Here is a 21,465-nt window from a genome sequence, read left to right as displayed (position 1 = left end):
ATTCACAAAAAACACAGAATCGGAATCTAAAAATCATACGGAAAGAAAGCACAATCGTACGAACGAAATAAATCTTTTCCGCTTACCACACTATCAGAGCCGGTTTATTCACTGATTCCCTGGTTCCGAAAGAACTATTCTTATTATTATCAGAATCATCTCCCAATTGGCGGACTTCCCTGATCAATACAAATGTAATTTCCGACTGCCGGCATTTGCGTATCAATGAAGTGACATCAAGCTGATGCCAAGATGCTGTTTCAGTAACAACTATCTCACCGGCTACATGTGCCGCATTACCTACATCGGTTACGCGCACTTGGTCTTTTTCCAGATTGGGGGCATTCTTCCAGTTCAGGGTACTTTCGTCCCAATTACTATTATCCAGCGCGTAGACATGGAAGCGATAGGGAGATTTGGTTGACGAACTGCCATACAACCGGAGTATAGCGGCATTCATTTCCTCTTTATTCATACCCGACAAGTCGAACTTGAGATAGCTAACCTGATTGCCATTGGCTCGGGAAGCATTCATTTCTATATTCATCACTTTGGCTTTACCAAAGTTTTTCTCACTATTTGCCCCGGCCTTAACGGTTGCATCCGCCGTTGCCACCAGTGTCTTTGTAGCATTGGAACAGATAGGAATGGTAAGGAGCATTACACTCTGGGCAGGAAGTTCAAACGAAAGCTGTCCTTCTTCTGAGGTTTCTTTTATCCAGACCACTTCACCATAAGCATTTGCACTTACTTCCTCGGCAATCACCTTGGTTCCTACCGGAAGGTTCAGCGACTTCAGGTTCAATGTGAGATGGTTTGAAGAGAGTTTCCGTTGTACCAGCCATACATAATATCTCATTTCTTCCGGATTAAAAGAAGTTATTGCATCCACATCATTATCAGCAACCGACTTCACAGTATTCAGCAACGGGCGTTCTTCCTTAAATCCTTTTGCAAACAGGCGAACAACTTCACCCGTACGCTGAATGCCACTTATATCAAAAGAGGAAGGAATCTCTTTGACGGACTCCGCATCAAACAGTTTGATTTCCCTCACTTTGATACTCCCCTTATCCATTGCAACAAAGCGGACTTTGGAAGTAGTTACAGGAGCATCGAACAGAAAAAAGGATTGAGCATAACGTGCATCTTTCTCAACGGTTTCTTTTATATCCGCCCACTCGGTACCGTCCCAATACTGCAAACGGAATTTCTTCACCCGGTCGGGAGCCGTATAAACTCCATATGCCGAACCCGTATAGACTACAGCCCCACCCAATGAAGTACTTTTTCCCAGATTGATTTCCAGGCATTTCTCTGCATCTGTATCTTGAGACACCCACATGGAAGCATCTGCCTTATTACCATCGGTTACTACTTTCACCGCTACTGGGCGAGATGAAGTCAGATCCATTACTTTCTTACCCAATGCCACATTGGTATAGGTATCCTCCACAATCCGTTTGCCTTGCCAGATAAAGTGATGTCCTGACTTAATGCCACGCGGATATGTTCCGCTGGTAGTATTGGCAAACTTAAAAGCCCACATTCCATACCCTTGATTGAGTGTATTGTTTGTATATTCACCGGCCCACTCTGTGAACAAGGAAGGAGAATCCATCGTCTCTTCCTTATCGATCAGATATGCATTCATCCAACGCCCTGTTTCCGTATAAACGATCGGAAGCGGTTGTTTCAAAGGATGATTTTCCACTATAATCTTTCTTATATCAGAAACCTTGGACGCATAACCTGCTGCCGGAAGATTATAAGAGTGGGTAGAAAATATATCCATCAAGTCCCTGTCCGAAGGCAAGCCTCGATAGTCAATACGCAGATTCTTCACGACTTCGGCCCACCAGTTTGTATTGGAACCCGCTGTAACCGGACTCACAAAACGTGATTTCAGATTCTTCCCATACAGCCTATTCACATCCTGCACGGCACAATAAACAGCATCCGAAACTATTTTCATGGCATCTACATACTGGGTGATCTTCATTGGTCCGGCATGGCGATGATTCGGTTCGTTGTGCATGGCGTACATGGTTACATCCCCTGTCTTAGCCGCATAAAAAGCTAATGCATAGAAACGCTGCCACTGCTTCCATTTATTACTCCACGTTCCATCAAAATCGGTGGAATTTATCTGAAGAATAGCATCGATATTCAGGCGTTTCAATTCTTTCAACGTGTATTCGAATACCATGGAATTGGTAGAAAAATGTGCTTCCCCACACTTCGCCAGAATAGTTTCCCATTGAATGAAACGATTATGCTCCGGATTGTTTCGCAACTCATTCTTACAGGACTCAAAAGCCTCCAATGTAGAAAGCTCTTTATCATTGAGCACAACGGACTGGGGAATATAATCGTTCAGAGAAGTCCATACGCGCACACTGTTCACATTAGAGTATTCAAGCCAACCGGAAACATTACTTCCGGGTAAATAATATCCTTGATTGTAAGCCACATATTTCATGGACTTACCAATGATTTCTTTAGCCACCATCACCTGCATTTCCTTTTCCAAAGGTTCCTGGAAAGCTCTTGGAGCTTCACCTGTAGTAACAGGAATCGGCATACCCGCCTTTTCCTTACCGTATACTTCAAACTCATTAATCCGGATCGGTTCACCATCGGTAGATACCAGACGAATCTGAAAAGTGAGCAACTCCGGATGAAAGGTGAACTCAAGCTTATCCAACCTGTTCTCCGTGCATTCCGTATCCGGCAGGTCCGTCCAATTGGCATCATCCCAGTATTGAATCTTAAAATTCTTCACCGACCAGAATCCCGGTGCTTTTCCTTTCTCCTGCTCTGTTTGTTCGGCATCCGGAATTCCTGTATAGATAACAACCCGGTTTATATTATAATATCTCTCGAGATTAATATCCAGTGTATGGGGTGGACGCGCACTTTTACCACTCATCCAGGTAGATTTACGCGAAACGATTCCATCCGTCACATTGGATGCCGGAAACTCTTTCTGCTGCGATGAGGCAGTGACCGGTTTGTGTAATGCTACATTGACATTATCTGCATGTAGCCCTAAAAAGGGCATAACAATAGCACCACAGACTAAAAATAGTTGTTTCTTCAAGCTCATAAATTATCTTTTAATGGGTATTTCTATTCTTTAAAGTAACAGGCTTTATAAGCCGCTTCAGCATATCTCCTACCAAGGATTATCTGACTGTCAGCACTAAAATGAGGGTCATTTTCATTGATCAGGGGCACCAATTCCTGGGATGACACACAATAGGAATAGGGAATATGCCGGGGAACCGTACGCAACATCTTATTAAATGCATCCGAAGTCCCATTCACCCGCCATTCGGCAATCTCTCCTACAATGACGGGGAGCTTTGCATCTCCCAGATCTTCCCGCAAATCGGCAACCAGCTTTTGTAACTTCGCCATATACGCTTCCGGATTCCGACTATCGGCTTCACCCTGATGCCAGATAATCGCTTTCAACGTTCCGTACTTCATGGCCTGGCGTATACGTGACAAAGCTTCTCCATAATAATCATCCTTAGCTCCTTTCAACCACGAATTTATAGAACTCCCCCCGCGTGCATTAACCACTAACCCAAGTTTATGCTTCGTTTTGTCTGCAATGGCCTTTGCAAAAGAATAGGCCGGGCCTACTCCTTGCAGATCTATTTGCTTGCGGATAGTAGAGTACTTATTTAAAGGATTCCTTGCAGGTTCCATATCACCGTTCGGAGTCAGCAAGTATACATCCTTTATACTGCCTTTATAGTTATCAGTAATATATCCCCGTCCTGCCATGTTGGACTGGCCAATGAAAAGGAACAGATCAAGCTGGGGTATCATCGGTTCAGGATTGACACATACGCCTTCCGTTTCCAACCTGTATTTATCCGTGCGGAAGGGAAGGGCGGGAAAGCCTTCTTTATTAAAGAAATTCATGTATCCACTATTCACCCAGAAATAACGGACATCTACAGGGTCATTTACCTGATTGCTCTTTACACGTACCCTATTGTTATCAACAATCACTGCTTCAGCCGGATAAAACTGACCGTCTTTACCGGCAACCGTAAATCCGGAAAGCGAGGAAGAACCGTCTTTGGCAATAATCCCCGTACCTGCATTCGCAAATTCCAGAAGTAAACTGCCGTCTCTGGTTTTCGTTTTCTTTCTAAATTCAGGTCCCTGATAAACGATCTTCTTACCATAAACTTTACCCAAAGCCATCTGTGCAAGGCGCCAGCCAACTGTGTCTTTCACAATCGGATGAATATCTTTGGGATTTCCCTGGTCAAAAGCAACGGCCATACCTGTATTCTTCACATGCAGTGAGGTGAGGTATTGCGCCTCACGCAACTCATTCCAGTAACGGGTCTTTGTTTCAAATCGAGGTAACTGTACAAACAGGAAAGGAATATCTCCCTGTCCCCACGATGCCCTCCACTCCTTTATCATAGCGGGGAACAGTTTACGATATTGTGCCCCACGTGCTGTATTCGACTCTCCCTGATAGAAAATAAATCCTTTCAGAGTATATGGACTGACAACATTCAACATCGTTTCGGATAAACCAACCGGACGACGAAAGTTCCATTTTCCCATAGGCTCCGTAGGTTTACCAATGTATTGTTTCTTTTCTGCTGATAATTTGTTATACTCTGTCAAAGACTTAATATAACGGTCATATATCTTCTCGTACTCTCCAGACTGATAAGCATCAGCAATACTATCATAACGCTCTATGATAGGGCGGAAGTCTTTATCGGACAACAGCAACTTCCGGCTCGTCCACGCCTCAACCGTCGTTCCTCCTACGGGTAGCTGAATGATACCGATAGGAATATTCAAATCTTTATGCAGATTCTTCGCAAAGTAGTAAGCAACAGCTGCAAACTCTGGTGCTGTCTCAGGAGTACAAGTCTTCCAGGATGTTTCAGGTACTTCGTGTTCCGGATAATATTTTCTCGGTACTTTATAATAACGTATCTGAGGATAATCAGCCAAATCGATTTCCGCCTTCGCATCCTTCACCCTGCGCAAAGCAAACTCCATATTTGACTGACCACCCGCCAGCCATACGTCACCTACGAAAACATCTCTAAAACTAACCTTATTATTACCATTTATAACTTCTAATTTATAAGGTCCTCCGGCTTCTCCGGTCCTTAGTGTGACCATCCATTTCCCATCAACAACCTTACTCTTCCAGCTGTGTCCTTCAAACAACACTTCAACCTGCGAACCGTCTGCCGCCTCTCCCCAGATCTTCACGTTTGCATTACGCTGCAATACCATATGATCCGTAAAAACATCGGCAACCGTAAACCCACCGTCAGCAAAAACAACGATGCTGGCCAGAAATAAAAATAAAGAAAATAAAATGCGTTTCATAGTTCAATTCGGTTTAAAAATGACTCTGCAAAGATGTCCGTTTACCGAGTGAAGACATATAACAATCGTTCTTTTATGAAGCAACTTTGTACAGTCGTGTTTAATACTGGCATTTTGCCATCGGATTGGCAAAGTTTTGCCAACAGGGTGGCAATATGTTGCCAATACGGTGGCAAGGTCTTGCCTCCTTATTGGCAACTATCAGAAACCTTATTCTGCATGATCCGGACGCTCTGTACTTAATATTGTTTTCAGTAATATCACCCGACGGTCTCCTTTCAGGGAAACTTTCATTGTATTCTTTATATGCGAGATATCTGTTTCGACACTTAACTGTTGCTTGGGTTGAAGCACATAGTTCCCTGTTGTTTTGTCATTGACGGTGATGCTGATGTAAAGAGGCTCGTCCACAGGATTCTCCAATATGGTAATCATGGTTTTCTTCTTCCCGGACAATGTCATGTAGAAATATCCTTCACCGCTGGTAGATGATTTACTGATCAACGGGCTTCCTCCTTTTGAAAAAGTGAATGGAGCCATAGGTCTTCTTCCATAAGGTACATATTGCACACCCGGTTTTGAATTCCACCCACCATAAGCACCGGCGTACTGGTAACCATATTCATCAATCTTCACTTCATATCTGGGGTCATGCTCCTGTCCTTTTGGAATGATAGGAACAGTGTTTACCATCAGGCCATTACAAGGTGCGTTCACGATTCCCCGTTCGGAAGCATAGTCTCCCCAGATAATTGAGTCAGTCACTTCCACATACGGTTCATGCTGCTTGTCGACAGACATATAACGAAGCATATTAAAAAGAAGTTTATCAGCTACGGGGTCTACTCCGCAATGATTAATCAAATCGAAACCAGACAACAGTATGGAGCCTTCACCCATAAACATCTCCGACAAGGCTGTCGCAGCCAAAGCACGGCTATAGTTGGCAAGGACGGCTACATTCTCCATCCCGGATTCACGAAGATCATATCCTTTGTCCACCGGATAAATGGCAGGAAAACCTTTCTTCGATTCATCATAGGAGGTATAGTCGGACCAAAGGCGGAACTGCTTAGGGGTTAATCCGCTAAAAACCGGATGATACGGACGTTCGAGATTGATATTCATACCATCCGCATAGGCCAGAGACGGTGAAAGATAAACCGGATCATTATTGCTGTCTTTCAGAAACTCCACGGAAGTTGGCAACCACGATTGATTGAATGTTGCAGCATCTTGTTGCAGGCAAATAATGCGTCCACCCTTACTTACATATTCTTTCAACTGCCCTGACTGATTATCCAGTGAATCATCCCATGAATTCTCAGCCAGAATTAAGGTAGAGTTCCGGGGTAATTCCTTAACCATACGAACCGCTTTTACAGGGTAACCGAGTTTTTGCAAACAGTTCAAGGTTTGCTCTCCTGCCGAAGAATCGTACACATAAATGGTTTTCTTCATCACCTCTGTACCCCTCCAGTCTTTTCCGGCAATGAACAATTCACTCTCATTATAGGACACCTTCCTGCCTTTCGACCAAATCTCACCTTTCAGCATATAATCTCCCGAAGGCAGATTCTGAGGAATATCTATTGACAAAGGCCTCTTACAAGTGCCATAATAAGGAACAGATGGAAGATCGACCTCTCCCGCCAATACTTTCTCACCTTCCTTTTCAATCCACCACTGCAAATGAACTTCATCCAAATCATTGCCATAATCATCGTCATTGATGACATGGGCTACCACCGCAAGCTTACTCCCTGCATAAATCTGCGACTGCCAATTCTCCCAACTCAGTAATACAGGCTGATAGCTGATCTGGTATTGCCAGGCTACAGGTTTCGGTTTCATCTCAGCAAAGGACTTTACCCCATCCCAGTTATGAAATATAATTGTAAAGGGCATGGTACCTGCCAAGCAACTATTTTGACTTCTCAACCGACGGAACAATTCCGTTGCATTCTTCAGTACAAAAGCCTGATAGGTCATAGCTGCTCCAGCTTGTTCATCATCGGGCAGATGTCCTGTCCAACACTTCTGCGAACCCGGTTGTTTGGTTCTGGAACAGAGGTTGAAACGCCCGTCTATTCCTGTATAGTTTCCTACACATTCGGTAAAAGTAATCGGTTGTACTCTTCCCGGATTTTGCCACATCGCCTTATCACGCATATTGAGATAAGTAAGGAAAGTATTATAATACCATCCCCAATACCTATGTACATCATAGATATCGCCCGAATGTCCCAGTCCATAACCGGTATTGCCTATATACAATCTGGTATCATCCCATTTCTTGAGTTCACGACACATCTTTGTCAGGAACTCCCGATACAGATCGCCCGTTTTACCTTCATAAGGCATTTCATTGGATAAAATATAGATGACTACGGAAGGATGAGGAGTGAACGGTCCCAGATCAATCTCCTTATAGGTTCTGAGTGACAGGTCAAAGTCTGTCGGTGGTGCAGTCTTGGTTGCATGTTTGGGGCGACCATACCGACCGGCAAATATCATCATACCTTCTTCATCGCACACATCCATCCAATTCTGATCATCGGGAATACGGATGATATTTATGTTCAGGCTCTTCATAAAGCGAACATAATCACGTGCAAAGTCTTTGCTTCTTTCCAGCTGTTCGGGTATTCCCCGCTCAGGCGGATTAATGGCATTACCCCGCAGATAGATAGGTTTATCATTCAAATAAAATACACCATCCCGCATTTCAAACTTTCTGAACCCAATCCGCTTATGCAAAGTTTCAGTACCTGCCTTTACTTCCAAGTCATAAAGTGCAGGATTAACAGGACTCCATAGTTCAGGAGTCAATTGGTCTATTTTCCAGACCACCGTTGTATCCACTTTATTCTTAAAATAAAATTCTCCGGAATGGCTGCACAATATCGCCTTATTCCGGGCATGCGTAATTACAGCATCAAGGGACAAACTTTCGTTCGCCTCAGCAGACAACATTACTTCAATCCTGATATCCTTATCGGTAGTGATAGGAGTTATCTTATGAACCTTTGCCGCCAACAGAGACAACGGAAAGAATGCACATAAAGCACACAATAATCTTGTTTTCATAGTATCAATTATAATAGTAAACTTATTCTTCTCCTTTCTGATATTGGGCGGGAGTCACCCCGAACAACTCCCTGAAACGTTTTATGAAATAGCTTGGGGAGTTGAAGCCAACTTCATATGCTATCTCCGAAACAGTCTTCGTATCCATCTGTTTCAGTAGCATCTGCGCCTTCTTCAATCTGATATTCAGAATGAAGTCATTGGGTGTCTGCCCTGTGATACCCTTAATCTTCAGGAAGAGTTTGGTACGGCCGGTATTCATGGCCTGAGCAAACATATTCACGTCAAAATCCGGATTATCCAGATTTTGTTCAATACACGCTACACATTGTTCCATGAACTGATGGTCTGCGCTATTCGTTGCCAGTATATCCACATTGTTATCCATTTGTTTTGCATATTTTTTCTGTAACAGCTTTCTGCTGTTTACCAGATTGTTACAACGCATAAACAAATGTTTCACATTAAAAGGTTTAGTCACATAGTCATCTGCACCCATTTTTAACCCTTGCATTGTATATTCTTCGGCTGTCTGGGCCGTCAGTAATATCACTGGGATATGGGATGTTTCGAAATTACTCTTTATCTTCCTGCACATTTCTATACCGGACATCTTGGGCATCATGATATCGCTCAGTACAATATCGGGCTGTATTTCTTTTGTTTTATCCAGTCCTTCTTCACCATCCTGCGCTTCGCAAACGGAATATACTTTGGAGAACAGACGAACCAGTAAACCTCTGAGTTCTTCATTGTCTTCAACAATCAGGATTTTACTCTTTGTATCTTCCGATTCATTAGCAGGATTCTCATCATCCATCACATCAGTCAGTGCCTTGTCACCATACATGGTCAACTCTGAAATGCATGATGAATCGATATCGGGAGTTGCCACTTTTTGTGAATCGGCAATGTGACTATCTCCCAAAGGCAATTCAACCACAAAAGTGGTTCCCTTTCCCTCCATGCTCCGCACACTGATTTTGCCTTTATGGGCTTCAATTATACTTTTAGCAAGTGCCAATCCTATGCCCGTACCTTTCTGGTTGTCCGTGCTGTCGACCTGATAAAAACGATCGAATATCTTATCCAGACTCTTTTCGGCAATACCGATACCCGTATCTGAAATAAGAATAACCACACTATTTTCATATTCCTGTACTGATAAGGAGACTGTACCACCCAGAGATGTATATTTGAAAGCATTGGACAGCAAGTTATAAATCACCTTTTCAAGCTGTACTACATCAAACCAGACTTCCAGATTCCTATCCTTATTAAGAAATTCAAGATTAATCTGTTTACCCCGTGCATACTCTTTGAAAGACAGATAGATTTCATCCAGGAACGCATAAATATCCTGCTTGCTGTATTTGAACTTTTCGAAACCCTGTTCTTGTTTCCTGAAATCAAGAAGCTCGGTTATCAGGCGCTTCATACGTAAGGTATTCCGATGAATATTTACCAGTTTATTGTACACTAACGGCTGAATATCATTCCTTTCCATCAACATCTCCAACTGACTCACAATCAATGTGAGCGGAGTACGAAATTCATGTGAAATATTGGTAAAAAAGCGAAGTTTAGACTGGTTCAGTTCTTCTATCTGTTTCTTCTCTTTCTTCTCGTATTCAAGTGAAGCCCGCAACTTTAATTTGGAAGAATAGAAACTAACCACTATATAGACAGATACAATCACAATAATAACATAAATACAATATGCCCAGACAGATTTGTAAAAAGGTGGCTTCACCACAATATCAATTTCCTTAAAAATACTTTCCTTACCGGAATATTCCTCAGAGCTCTTTATCTTTAGCTTATACTTACCCGGATTCAGGTTGGTGTAAGTAATGCCTTTACGATAACCTGCACTCATCCAGTCTTTATCAAATCCCTCCAATTTATAGTAAATCCGGTTTCTCAGTACCGATACATAATTGGACAACGAGAAATTTATAGTGATGATGGAATGGTTATGATTCAGCGTAATTTGTGGCTGATACAAAATAGACTCAGAGAGAATATTGGAATCATCATTCGGCAATATAACCTGGTTATTCACTTCCAATGAGGTAAAGTTAAGCTGATAGGGCTTTACATAAGAATTCAATTCTTTTTCAAAGAAAGATATCATCATCTTGGGACCGGAAAGGAATATCTCATTATCGCTGGCCACAAACAATCCGTAAGGGTTCAATGCCGTCATCGGAAAACCATTCTGTTTATTATAGTTATAAAAGCGCTGGTTCTCCATATCAAAACGTGAAAAGCCCTGATTACTGGCTATCAGGAGATAGCCGGACAAAGACTCTTTTATATCAAGGATATAATCATTGATCAGGTCCGAATTGTGTGAGTTAAACGGTTTGAATGAATTGTTATCCGGCTCATATAGGAATATACCATCTCCCGAAGAACCTGCCCAGATATTACCTTTCTTATCTTCAAAAAGTACATTTATCAAATTACTGCCTATAACCCGGTTTGAACTATTAGGAACGAAATACTCATCTCGTTTCCGGGTTTCAAGATTATATTTAACCAGTCCCAATGAATAAGAGAACCATAAATTATTGTTCCTGTCAAGAAGCATATCAATGATCTGTCTGTTATTGAGTCTACTATCTTTCAGTAGCTTTGTGCACTCTCCTGTTTGAGGATCAAACAAACCTATTCCGTTATGGGTTGCCAGCAAAAGATTTCCTTTATACGGAATAACTTTGCGTACTACATCATTGATCAACGAATTCTCTTTCCCCGGAATATGCCTGTAATTGGTAAACTGATGCGTTTTCAAGTCCAATTTATCCAATCCTCCTCGTAATGTACCTACCCACAGAGTCTGGTTTTCCTCATCCAAATGCAGAGATTGTACCGTATTGGATGCAAGGGAATTCTTATTTATATCATGCTTAAACTCTGCGAAGCTTCTTGTTTTTCGATCGAGATAGTTCACTCCACCACCTTCCGTTGCAATCCAGATATTTCCTTTAGAGTCTTCTTTCATTCGTCCGGCAAAAGGAGAGGTCAGCTTTCCTTGCTGAGATTCATCGGAATAATAATAGGTATAAATCTCATAGTCCGGATTAAACAGATTAACCCCACCGTAATAAGTGCCAATCCAGAAAGTTCCTTGCTGATCCTTCATCATACAGATGATGGAAGAATTACTCAGGCTATAAGGTTTGTTATCTTCACTGTAATTGGTGAAAGTATTGGTGGTGACATCCAATTTATCCAAACCTTTAAAAGTCCCCACCCAATAGTTACCCAAGTTATCTTCGACCACACAACGGACGTAATTGCTGGAAAGTCCATTCTTATAAGGTGCATGCACATAGTTTGTTTTTCCACCGTTCCTGTCCAGTCGGAAAAGCCCGTCATCTTTGGTACCTACCCAAATATTCTTTTTGGAGTCTTCATAAATACAGGTTATATCCTTTGTTGGGAGATAATTAAGCCATTTCTTATTACGATCCAGCATGTACAAGCCATTATTCATGGTTCCTACATATAGATTCCCTTCATGGTCTTCGGTCACACAGGACATGCGTACATCCTCCAGGTGATAATAATATTCCAACTTATCTTCCGCACGGTTATAGGTGAATAAAGAGTCCTTGGTACAAGCCCACAGCCGAGAGTTACCGTAACTAATGGCCTGAATGTTATTATCGCGAATTGTATGAAAAATATTCTTCTTAATATCATATTCAACTACGGCATACTTGCAACGAATATAAATATGCCCGTCCTTATCACCACAAATCGTACCTATATTATTATTATAAAGACTATGTTTATCATTCTCAACCGGACGGAATATATAAAAATCGGTACCGTTATAACGGTTCAAACCATCTTTAGTACCTATCCAGATTATCCCGAATTCATCCTGATAAATAGATGTAACTGTTGGTTGCGAGATGCCATTTTCTACTCCGAATGTTTGAAAATGGATATCCTGTGCGAACAACAATCCGGGAATCAAAAATGAGAGCAGTAACAGCATCCGCAACACTATTATTGATAAGGGAGTCTTTTTCATCATCGTATACTTCAGTTATAAGGTTCCTTTTTTTATAGAAACAAAAATAGCGGAATCTATGTACAACCTATATAAAAATTGGACTAATCTGTGTCGTTATCGTACGAAAGCCCTCCGAATTCACCGATTCATACCCGGAACTCATCGGCTTTTCTACCGGAAATCACCCGGAAGGGCTATACAGGGATGAATAATTCGCTTACCTTTGAGCCATCAACCCATAACAATGGAATATGAATCAATAACAATAGAAATAATGGAAAAGAAACAAAACTTCCCGTCTCATGCAGGCTTATCGGGCAAAGCACTGATAGCTTCGCTCTTCATCATCTCCGGAATATTACTGTTTGCCCGTAACGTAGGTTGGATTACGTATGACTTATTTAGCATAGTGGTATCCTGGCATAGTCTTCTCATTGTATTAGGTATCTACACGATGACGCGCCGCCATTATCTGAGTGGTTCTATCCTCACCCTGATAGGCGTCTATTTCTTAGTTGGAGGATTATCGTGGTTACCGGAGAACTCACAGACCTTTGTCTGGCCTGTTGCACTGATTGTGGCAGGTATCCTGTTCTTTGTAAAATCCCGCCGTAGGGAACGCTGGATGAAAAGTCATATGAGCGGCCGTTATCAGGACTGGACTAAAAGAGGAGGTGGACATATACACATGAATATGGAAAACAATGAGCAACAATGCGAATCGGAAAACGGTTATCTGCGTTCCGACAATGCTTTTGGTTCTGTACGTCATGTCGTATTGGATGAATTGTTCAAAGGAGCCAGTATCCGGGCTTCATTCGGAGGAACCGTCATTGATCTACGCCACACGCATCTTGCACCGGGAGAAACCTATATTGATATCGACTGTACTTGTAGTGGAATAGAGTTGTACATTCCTTCAGACTGGAATGTTGTACCTCAATGTAATGCTTTTGCCGGCGGATGCGAGGATAAGCGTTGGCAAGGAGCAAATATTAATAAAGAAAGTACACTAATAATCCGTGGAAATATTTCCTTCGGTGGATTAGAGATTAAAGACTAATCCTATGAGAGCACATCCAATTATAGATTATCCTTATCGTTGGTTTCCGATGCTTGTGCTTGCATTGGTTCTGGCAATCATCCAGGCAACCCTGTTGTGGGGATATACCGGAACTGACTGGCTACCTGCCATCATCGACGGAATCACAACAATCGGATGGCTTGCGGCACTGGCATACCTGGCTTGGTTTGTAGTAGGCCAAGTATCCATTCTCCAGACAAATGTCATTACGGTTGTATCAGGAATATTGCTCTGGATTGCGGGCAGCTTCATGGTCTGCGACATTATGGTAAGAATTGCAGGAATACCTTATATCTCTTTTGCCTCTACCATACCTTTCAGACTTCTGTTCGGCATACCGACATGGATAGCCATTATATTGTGGTATCACCTGATAGTAGTGAAAGCCCCGGAAGCACAAGAAGATGAATTCATTGTACCGCAATCCGTAAAAGCAGAAAAAACGGAAGAGCAAGAGGAAACCATTGATCGCATTACTGTAAAAGACAGGGCACGAATACATATCATCAAAGTAGATGAACTGCTATATATCCAGGCGTGTGGAGATTATGCGACTTTGATCACCCCCACAGGAGAGTACATCAAAGAGCAAACCATGAAGTATTTTGAAGGACATCTGCCAAGTGACAACTTTGTGCGTATCCATCGTTCCACCATTGTAAACGTGACACAGATATCGCGGGTAGAACTATTCGGAAAAGAAACCTACCAAGTGTTATTGAAAAACGGAACTAAATTACGGGTTAGCCTGACGGGCTACCGGCTATTGAAAGAACAACTGGGAATATAAAGACCTAAACTATTCTATAAAACAAAAGCGAAGAATCCGCCCCATTGTGAATTCTTCGCTTTTGTTTAGCAGACAAGGTTATCTGATTATTTCTTCTTATCGTCTTTCTTTGGTTCATCCTTTTGGGTTTCCTGTTTATCTTCCTTTCCTTCCGGATGGATGATTCCCTTTACGGTCTCGCCAATAGGTAGTTTGTCCAGTACACCGAGGCTCGGAGCCACCGTCTTCACCAATGTATTCAGGAAGTTGCTTGTACCTCCGTTTCCACCATCGAATACAGTAATGTTTCCTAAATTCATGTGTTCGAATGCTTTCACCTGTTCTCCGGCAATTTCTTTCCATTGATCTACCATCTTATATTGGATAGCGATAGCCGGATTAGATTCTGCCGCACGTACCATAGCCTCAAAACCTTCAGCTTCAGCAAGCAATGATTTCTTCTTACCTTCAGCCTCAGCTTCCAACTTCATCTGGATGGCTCTTGCTTCAGCCTCAGCCTGTGCCAGAGTTGCTTTTGCACGAGCTTCAGCCTCACGGGTAATCTTTTCGGCAACAGCATCAGCCTGAAGAATGGCTTCTTGCTTTGCAACTTCAGCAGGTACAATCTTTTCAGCCTTCAAAGAAGATTCCACTTTACGGGCTTTAGCCTCTTCTACTTCTTTTTGAGCTATTTCGCGGGCAGCCTGTACGGCAGCTTCCGAACGTGCTTCAGCTTCACCGGCCTGTTTGTCGGCATTGGCACGCGTTACAGCCAGTTCGGCATCAGATTGTGCCACAGCTTTCTGAGCCTCATTTCGCCCGATAGCAGCTTTCTTTCCTGCTTCCGCCTGCTTAATCTCCATGTCAGAATTCAGTTCGGCAATACGGCTTTCCTTTTCCGTATTAGCCTGCTCAATCCTGATATTTTTTTCAGCTTCAGCCTTTGCCACCTGCGACTCTTTTTCAGCGTTGGCAATAGCTACCTGCGAGATTCGATCCTTATCAGCATTAGCCACAGAGATTTCCTGCAATTTTTTAGTCTCGGCAATGGCAATATCTTGGTCTTTACGTGTTTCGGCAACTTTCGTCTCACGTTCCTTTATTTGATTGGCAATCTTGATGGCACCCAGTTTCTCCTGTTCCTCAATGTTTGCCTGAGCCTCATTCAACGCCTTACTTTCAGCTTCCTTACCTAGGTTGACAATATAATTGGCAGCATCACGGATATCGCTGATGTTGATGTTCATCAGATACAAACCAAATTTGCGAAGTTCCGTATCGATGTTATCCTTTACTTTAGAAAGGAATTTATCGCGATCGGAATTCAGCTCTTCAATCGTCATATCGGCAATGACCAAACGCATCTGACCGTACACAACATCCGTTATCAGGTTCTGTTTATCATCTATTGTCAGCCCAAGCATACGCTCAGCAGCATTTTGCATTACTTCCGCATCAGTACTGATGGCAACTGTTATCGTGGTCGGTACATCCACACGGATATTCTGGGCAGACAGTGCACCGGTCAGTTTACAGTCTATCTGCATCGGTTTCATGGACAGGAATTCATATCCCTGGATTATCGGCCACACAAATGCAGCACCACCATGATACAACTTGGCTGACTTCTTATCACCGCCCGTTTTACCATATACTACCAGTACTTCGTCACTTTTACATTTCTGGTAACGGGAAAGAATACCAATGAAGGTAAGTAAGATAACCGCCACGAGTATGGCGGCCATAATCATCATTTCTTGTGTCATAAATCTATGTTTTTGAGTTTTGTTTTATTGAATATATAGAGTTCCGTCCTTATAGCCCGTAATAATAGTTTTATCACCTGTCTGATAAGTCTTATTCGTTTCAGATACTACATCTATCTCACGCATAGCTCCATCACGACTTGTCTGTACAGTAAATCTGCCATTTCCTTGCCCAAAGTAGATGGTACATTCTCGGCCTACTAATTTTTCCGTCTTTTCCGTCTTATTCACCTGCTGTAGCTGATAGGCTTTTTTATAAAGAAACCACACAGCAAAAACGAAAAACAGACCAATCAAAATGGCAATGGAATAACTCTGAATGTCAGTATTTCCAATCAGATACATGTACCATCCAAAACCGATACCGAAGTGCGTCAATCCCTTAAAAGACACCACACTACTGATGTCGGCATCCACATCTGTATCCGCATCAATGTCTCCGAAAAAAATGGAAAGAATGAACTGTATCACAAAAATACCAGTTGTGACCACGGCGATAATCAGAAATATATTACTGCTCATAGGAATTTGAATTATTGTGGTTTACAATATATTTAGATATATTATTCCAAATATACACATTTGCAGAACATACACAAAGAAACCGTTCTCTATTTAACAAAATTTTCTTGAGGAGGAAAGCAACATTACACAAAGATATTTGTTATGTTTACGGACGCTATGATGAAACATCTACACTATATATTTCTGTTTATGTGCCTCTCACTAGGAATGTCTGTCATTCTGCAAGAGGAACAGCCGGCACTTCGGATGATTACCGAAGCCTCGACAGATACTTCCGTCACCCCTACACAAACAGGATGTTTCATTTCAATGTCAGCAGATTGTTACTCAACCATTGCTCACCGCCCGTTCTTTAATGATGAAAACAATGAACGTAAAATCAACGGTATCCTCTTTCAGGAGAACTTTTATAATCAAGCTAATGCCCTTTCGAAATTACTGAAGCTTAAGATCCATCCGTCCGTGGGACAGATGCAACGTATATTCTCCACCCATTTACCGGTGGAACAAAATGCCAGCCTCTCTTTCACTCCCAGCGCTATCCGTTATTCTTACGGATATTACGTCTATGAGTTGAAGCATATTCTGATTTAAACCATCACTCTACTTGTTACTCCCCCCTTACCGGAGGTATGCTATTGGCATGTCTTGGGTCAACCTATTGTTTATTCACATCTAAATTAATGTAATTACTATGCTCGATTTATTAATAACCACCCTCGAAATGATGGGGCTTACATTCGTGATCGGCTTCTTCGTGGCTTTCATTATCAAAATGATTGCCGTTGCTGCCGACTCATTCGACTTTTACAGTTCACACCAGAAAGAACTGCTTCGCCTGCGGCGCCTGCGCAAGTTGCGCCAGAAGGTGGAGCTCATGATACGGGATATCCCTATGGAAGAAGACGGACTCTACAACGATAAACGCGAAGAGTTCAGCCGCGGAGTCAACCGTGAGCTTTCCGATTATCGTGGATATTATCATGGAGTAAGCGCCGGAGTTTCCAACGCTAACCTGATGGATTACTACTATCCCGAAGATACGCACATGATGTATCTGAAACAACAAGAAGAGATGTTATATCATAAGAAACAGTCCGGAAAATCTACCGGTAAGACCAAATAAGAAATAGTATGGAAAATATAGATTTCGCGACCCTATTCCAAGGTTTTGGAACAATGATGGAAAGTGGCTACCTACTTGCATCAGCCCGTGTGTTTTTAATCCTTTTGGGTTTGTTACTCATATATCTGGGCTGGAAAGGAGTGCTTGAGCCTATGGTAATGATTCCGATGGGGCTGGGTATGGTTGCCATCAATTGTGGAACACTTTTCATGCCGGACGGCACATTAGGCAACCTCTTTCTCGATCCGATGCTTTCGGATACGGACGACCTGATGAATACGATGCAGATAGACTTTTTGCAACCTGTCTATACACTGACGTTCAGCAACGGATTGATAGCTTGCTTTGTGTTTATGGGGATAGGCACGCTGCTGGATGTGGGCTTTCTGTTGCAGAAGCCTTTTGTCAGCCTTTTCCTGGCGCTGTGTGCGGAACTGGGGACTTTCCTGACTATACCCGTAGCTTCTGCCCTTGGACTGACATTGCAAGAAAGTGCTTCTGTAGCTATGGTAGGAGGTGCAGATGGTCCTATGGTTCTGTTCACATCACTGGCTCTGGCCAAACATTTATTTGTACCTATCACAGTAGTGGCTTATCTGTATCTGGGACTAACGTATGGCGGCTACCCATATCTGGTGAAGTTACTGGTTCCAAAACGCCTGCGTGCCATCAAGATGACTTCGAAGAAAGCACCTAAAAACTACGATGCCAAGGTGAAACTGGCATTCTCGGCTGTGCTGTGTGCAGTGTTGTGCTTCTTGTTCCCGGTGGCTTCGCCGTTGTTCTTCTCTCTCTTCCTGGGAGTTGCCGTACGTGAATCAGGCATGAAGCATATTTATGATTTCGTCAGCGGCCCGCTGCTTTATGGCTCTACATTTATGTTGGGCGTATTGCTGGGCGTGCTCTGTGATGCACATTTACTGCTCGATCCGAAAATTCTGAAATTGCTGGTATTGGGTATAGTGGCACTGTTGCTTTCGGGTATCGGTGGCATTATGGGAGGATACATCATGTACTTCATTAAGAAAGGAAATTATAATCCGGTGATCGGCATTGCAGCTGTTAGTTGTGTGCCGACTACAGCAAAGGTAGCTCAAAAGCTGGTTAGTAAGGATAATCCTGACTCGTTTATTCTGGGGGATGCCTTGGGGGCAAATATCTCCGGGGTCATCACTTCGGCTATTATTACGGGTATTTATATCACGATCATTCCATATCTTTAAGATAATTATAAAGTAAAGGTACACTGATTTAGGCGCGGAATCTGCAGATTTCGCGCCTATTATTATTATCTTTGGGTTGAGAAACATCTTATACATATGAAAAAGCCGAATTTGAACCTGAAGCGAGCGTCAGTACTGACCTCATCACTCCTGTGTAGTGCCCTCCTCATAGCCGTCCCCCTCCGAAAAGAGATGAACGAGGACTGGAAGTTTAAACAAGCCAGACTCAACAACTGGTATCCTGCCACCGTGCCCGGTGTAGTACACACCGATCTGATGGACAACAAAATTATTGAAGATCCTTTCTTCCGCCTCACCCCGGAGATGATGGAGAGGCAGAACATCGAACTTGTCTTCAAGGGACTGGATACGTATGCTGATGTGTATCTGAACGAGAAGAAGATACTGGAAGCCAATAATATGTTCCGCGAATGGAGGATCGGCATCAAGCCCCATCTGGAAGCCGGCGAGAATGTATTGAAAATCTATCTCCACTCACCCATCAAGGTGGACATTCCCAAGTGGGAAGCGCTGCCCTTTCAGTACGAAGCGGGCAACGATCAGTCCGAAAATGGCGGGGTATTCAATAAGAAAGTCAGCGTATTTGCCCGCAAGGCGGGCTATCATTACGGTTGGGACTGGGGTCCGCGACTGGTTACTTCAGGCATCTGGCGCCCGGTATACGCCGAGAAGTTCGGTAAAAGTAAAAATCCACACCGGTTTACCGCAAAACGTACTCGAGAAACAATTAAAGATCGTTTCGCTGAGTGATGAGTATTGAGTATGAAAAAAACCTCCGAAGTAAGCCAATTCTCCGGAGGGGTTCAGAACTTTCTATGGTTATCGAGTTTCTTTCAAAGCTGCATCCAAGTCTATACCTAAGGCTTTAGCTACCCCTGTACCATAAGCAGGATCCGCTTTATAGCAATTACGCACGTGGCGTTGCTTAATAAATAGTTCGGCATCACCCATGGCACGGGCAGTATTTTCGCATGTTAGTTGCTGATCCTCCGCAGTCATCAGGCGGAAAAGATCACCCGGCTGGCTGAAGTAATCGTCATCATACTCACGTTCGTTATAGTTATAAACGTCACCATGAACTTTCAAAGGCGGTTCTTTCTTTTCAGGAGAATCCTGCCATTCGCCGTAGCTGTTGGGTTCGTAACTCTTGGCACTGCCGTAGTTACCATCTACACGCATGGCACCGTCACGGTGGTAAGCATGGAACGGACAGCGGGGTTTATTTACCGGAATCTGTTCCGCATTCACTCCAAGGCGGTAGCGCTGCGCATCACCATAAGAGAAGAGGCGTCCCTGCAACATCTTATCGGGAGAGAAACCGATACCTTCCACAATATTCTGCGGATTGAAAGCAGCCTGTTCCACCTCGGCGAAGTAATTCTCCGGATTACGATTCAGCTCCAGGATGCCTACGTCCTGCAAGGGAAAATCTTTGTGCGGCCATACTTTCGTAAGGTCAAAGGGGTTAATGCGATATTCGTCTGCCTGCTCTTCCGTCATCAACTGAATTTGGAATTGCCATTTCGGGAAGTCACCCTTTTCAATGCTCTCGTACAAATCACGCTGGTGCGATTCACGATCTTTGGCAATGATAGCTTCGGCTTCTTGGTCGCTCAGGTTCTTAATGCCTTGCAGGGTACGTAAATGGAACTTCACCCAAATACGTTCGTTGGCAGCATTATAGAAACTATAAGTATGGCTACCGAAACCATGCATGTGGCGGTAAGAATAAGGAATACCACGGGGACTCATGGTAATGGTCACCTGATGCAACGCTTCAGGTAGCAAGGTCCAGAAGTCCCAGTTATTGTTCGGGCTACGCATATTAGTGCGCGGGTCACGTTTCACAGCATGGTTCAAATCGGGAAACTTCAACGGATCACGCAGGAAGAATACAGGAGTATTATTTCCCACTAAATCCCAGTTGCCTTCTTCCGTATAGAACTTCATGGCAAAACCACGGATATCACGTTCAGCATCCGCCGCTCCCCTCTCACCGGCTACGGTGGAGAAACGTACGAAGCACTCCGTCTTTTTGCCCACTTCACTGAAGATGGCGGCACGGGTGTACTTTGTGATGTCATGTGTTACGGTAAATGTACCATATGCACCGGAACCTTTGGCATGCATACGTCTTTCAGGGATTACTTCACGATCGAAGTGTGCAAGTTTTTCCAGAAACCAGGGGTCTTGCATCATAACAGGACCACGTTGTCCTGCAGTTTGAGTGTTTTGATTGTCGGCGATCGGGCGCCCGTTAGCAGATGTAAGTTTTTTCTTTTCCATGGTATTTTTGTTTAGAGAACTAATATATAGAACAAATGTAAAGATTCTTAAGTTCACATCAAACAGATAAATTCTATGGACAGATATACAAAATCTATGTATCCGCACAAGACGCCTAATCCAACAGGAATTCGTACCTTTGCAGGCAAAG

At 43.1% G+C, this 21,465-nt stretch carries 12 protein-coding genes and 1 pseudogene; 6 read left to right on the top strand and 7 right to left on the bottom strand.

The annotated features are described in order from the left end of the window. Nucleotides 1-82: 82 nt before the first annotated feature. The 4 genes from BWI44_RS10485 to BWI44_RS10470 all read right to left on the bottom strand — a co-directional run bounded on the left by BWI44_RS10485 (nucleotide 83) and on the right by BWI44_RS10470 (nucleotide 12,496). The gene (locus tag BWI44_RS10485; protein WP_195209567.1) at nucleotides 83-3,109 is read right to left on the bottom strand and encodes a DNRLRE domain-containing protein; all 3,027 of its coding nucleotides are present in this window, start codon (nucleotides 3,107-3,109) and stop codon (nucleotides 83-85) included. 23 nt (nucleotides 3,110-3,132) lie between these two features. Then, nucleotides 3,133-5,391, bottom strand: coding sequence for a sialate O-acetylesterase (locus BWI44_RS10480; protein ID WP_195209568.1), 2,259 nt, complete (start codon nucleotides 5,389-5,391; stop codon nucleotides 3,133-3,135). A gap of 210 nt (nucleotides 5,392-5,601) precedes the next feature. Beyond that, nucleotides 5,602-8,481 (bottom strand): glycoside hydrolase family 2 TIM barrel-domain containing protein, encoded by a 2,880-nt coding sequence (locus BWI44_RS10475; RefSeq protein ID WP_195209569.1) that lies wholly within the window; start codon nucleotides 8,479-8,481, stop codon nucleotides 5,602-5,604. A 22-nt stretch (nucleotides 8,482-8,503) separates the two neighbouring features. Further along, a complete protein-coding gene (locus BWI44_RS10470; RefSeq protein ID WP_195209625.1) occupies nucleotides 8,504-12,496 on the bottom strand; it encodes a hybrid sensor histidine kinase/response regulator transcription factor in 3,993 nt (1,330 codons plus the stop codon). A gap of 292 nt (nucleotides 12,497-12,788) precedes the next feature. Here BWI44_RS10470 and BWI44_RS10465 point away from each other — a divergent pair, with 292 nt between their 5' ends. Together BWI44_RS10465 and BWI44_RS10460 are read left to right on the top strand one after the other, a co-directional pair. Then, nucleotides 12,789-13,577, top strand: a complete 789-nt coding sequence (locus BWI44_RS10465; protein WP_195209570.1) for a LiaF transmembrane domain-containing protein — start codon at nucleotides 12,789-12,791, stop codon at nucleotides 13,575-13,577. 4 nt (nucleotides 13,578-13,581) lie between these two features. After that, nucleotides 13,582-14,388, top strand: a complete 807-nt coding sequence (locus tag BWI44_RS10460; protein ID WP_195209571.1) for a LytTR family DNA-binding domain-containing protein — start codon at nucleotides 13,582-13,584, stop codon at nucleotides 14,386-14,388. 86 nt (nucleotides 14,389-14,474) lie between these two features. On the opposite strand, the gene BWI44_RS10455 is transcribed toward BWI44_RS10460, so the two are convergent. Continuing rightward, nucleotides 14,475-16,133, bottom strand: a complete 1,659-nt coding sequence (locus BWI44_RS10455; RefSeq protein WP_195209572.1) for a flotillin family protein — start codon at nucleotides 16,131-16,133, stop codon at nucleotides 14,475-14,477. A gap of 24 nt (nucleotides 16,134-16,157) precedes the next feature. Beyond that, complete coding sequence (locus BWI44_RS10450) at nucleotides 16,158-16,655, bottom strand: hypothetical protein (protein ID WP_138292207.1); 498 nt, start codon at nucleotides 16,653-16,655, stop codon at nucleotides 16,158-16,160. Nucleotides 16,656-16,799: 144 nt separating this feature from the next. Here BWI44_RS10450 and BWI44_RS10445 point away from each other — a divergent pair, with 144 nt between their 5' ends. From BWI44_RS10445 to BWI44_RS10430, 4 genes and pseudogenes are all read left to right on the top strand, one after another. After that, entirely contained in the window at nucleotides 16,800-17,252 is a 453-nt protein-coding gene (locus BWI44_RS10445; protein WP_117706115.1) for a DUF8440 family protein, read from the top strand. Nucleotides 17,253-17,352: 100 nt separating this feature from the next. Further along, nucleotides 17,353-17,784 carry a hypothetical protein gene (locus tag BWI44_RS10440; protein WP_044533410.1) on the top strand — a complete coding sequence of 144 codons (432 nt, stop codon included), beginning with the start codon at nucleotides 17,353-17,355 and terminating at the stop codon, nucleotides 17,782-17,784. Nucleotides 17,785-17,792: 8 nt separating this feature from the next. Further along, nucleotides 17,793-19,007: a sodium ion-translocating decarboxylase subunit beta gene (locus tag BWI44_RS10435; protein WP_009130245.1), complete on the top strand. Its 1,215-nt coding sequence runs from the start codon at nucleotides 17,793-17,795 to the stop codon at nucleotides 19,005-19,007. A gap of 192 nt (nucleotides 19,008-19,199) precedes the next feature. Further along, nucleotides 19,200-19,691, top strand: a pseudogene (locus BWI44_RS10430) (glycosyl hydrolase 2 galactose-binding domain-containing protein); the annotation flags it as partial. Nucleotides 19,692-19,847: 156 nt separating this feature from the next. On the opposite strand, the gene BWI44_RS10425 reads toward BWI44_RS10430, so the two are convergent. Beyond that, nucleotides 19,848-21,314, bottom strand: coding sequence for a catalase (locus tag BWI44_RS10425; protein WP_138292211.1), 1,467 nt, complete (start codon nucleotides 21,312-21,314; stop codon nucleotides 19,848-19,850). Between the last annotated feature and the right edge of the window lie 151 nt (nucleotides 21,315-21,465).

This window comes from Bacteroides sp. Phil13 (assembly GCF_001940965.1).
GTDB classification, from domain to species: Bacteria; Bacteroidota; Bacteroidia; order Bacteroidales; family Bacteroidaceae; genus Bacteroides; species Bacteroides intestinalis.
The sequence above is the reverse complement of the archived record's forward strand: the minus strand, read 5'-3'. Positions and strand labels throughout refer to the sequence as shown.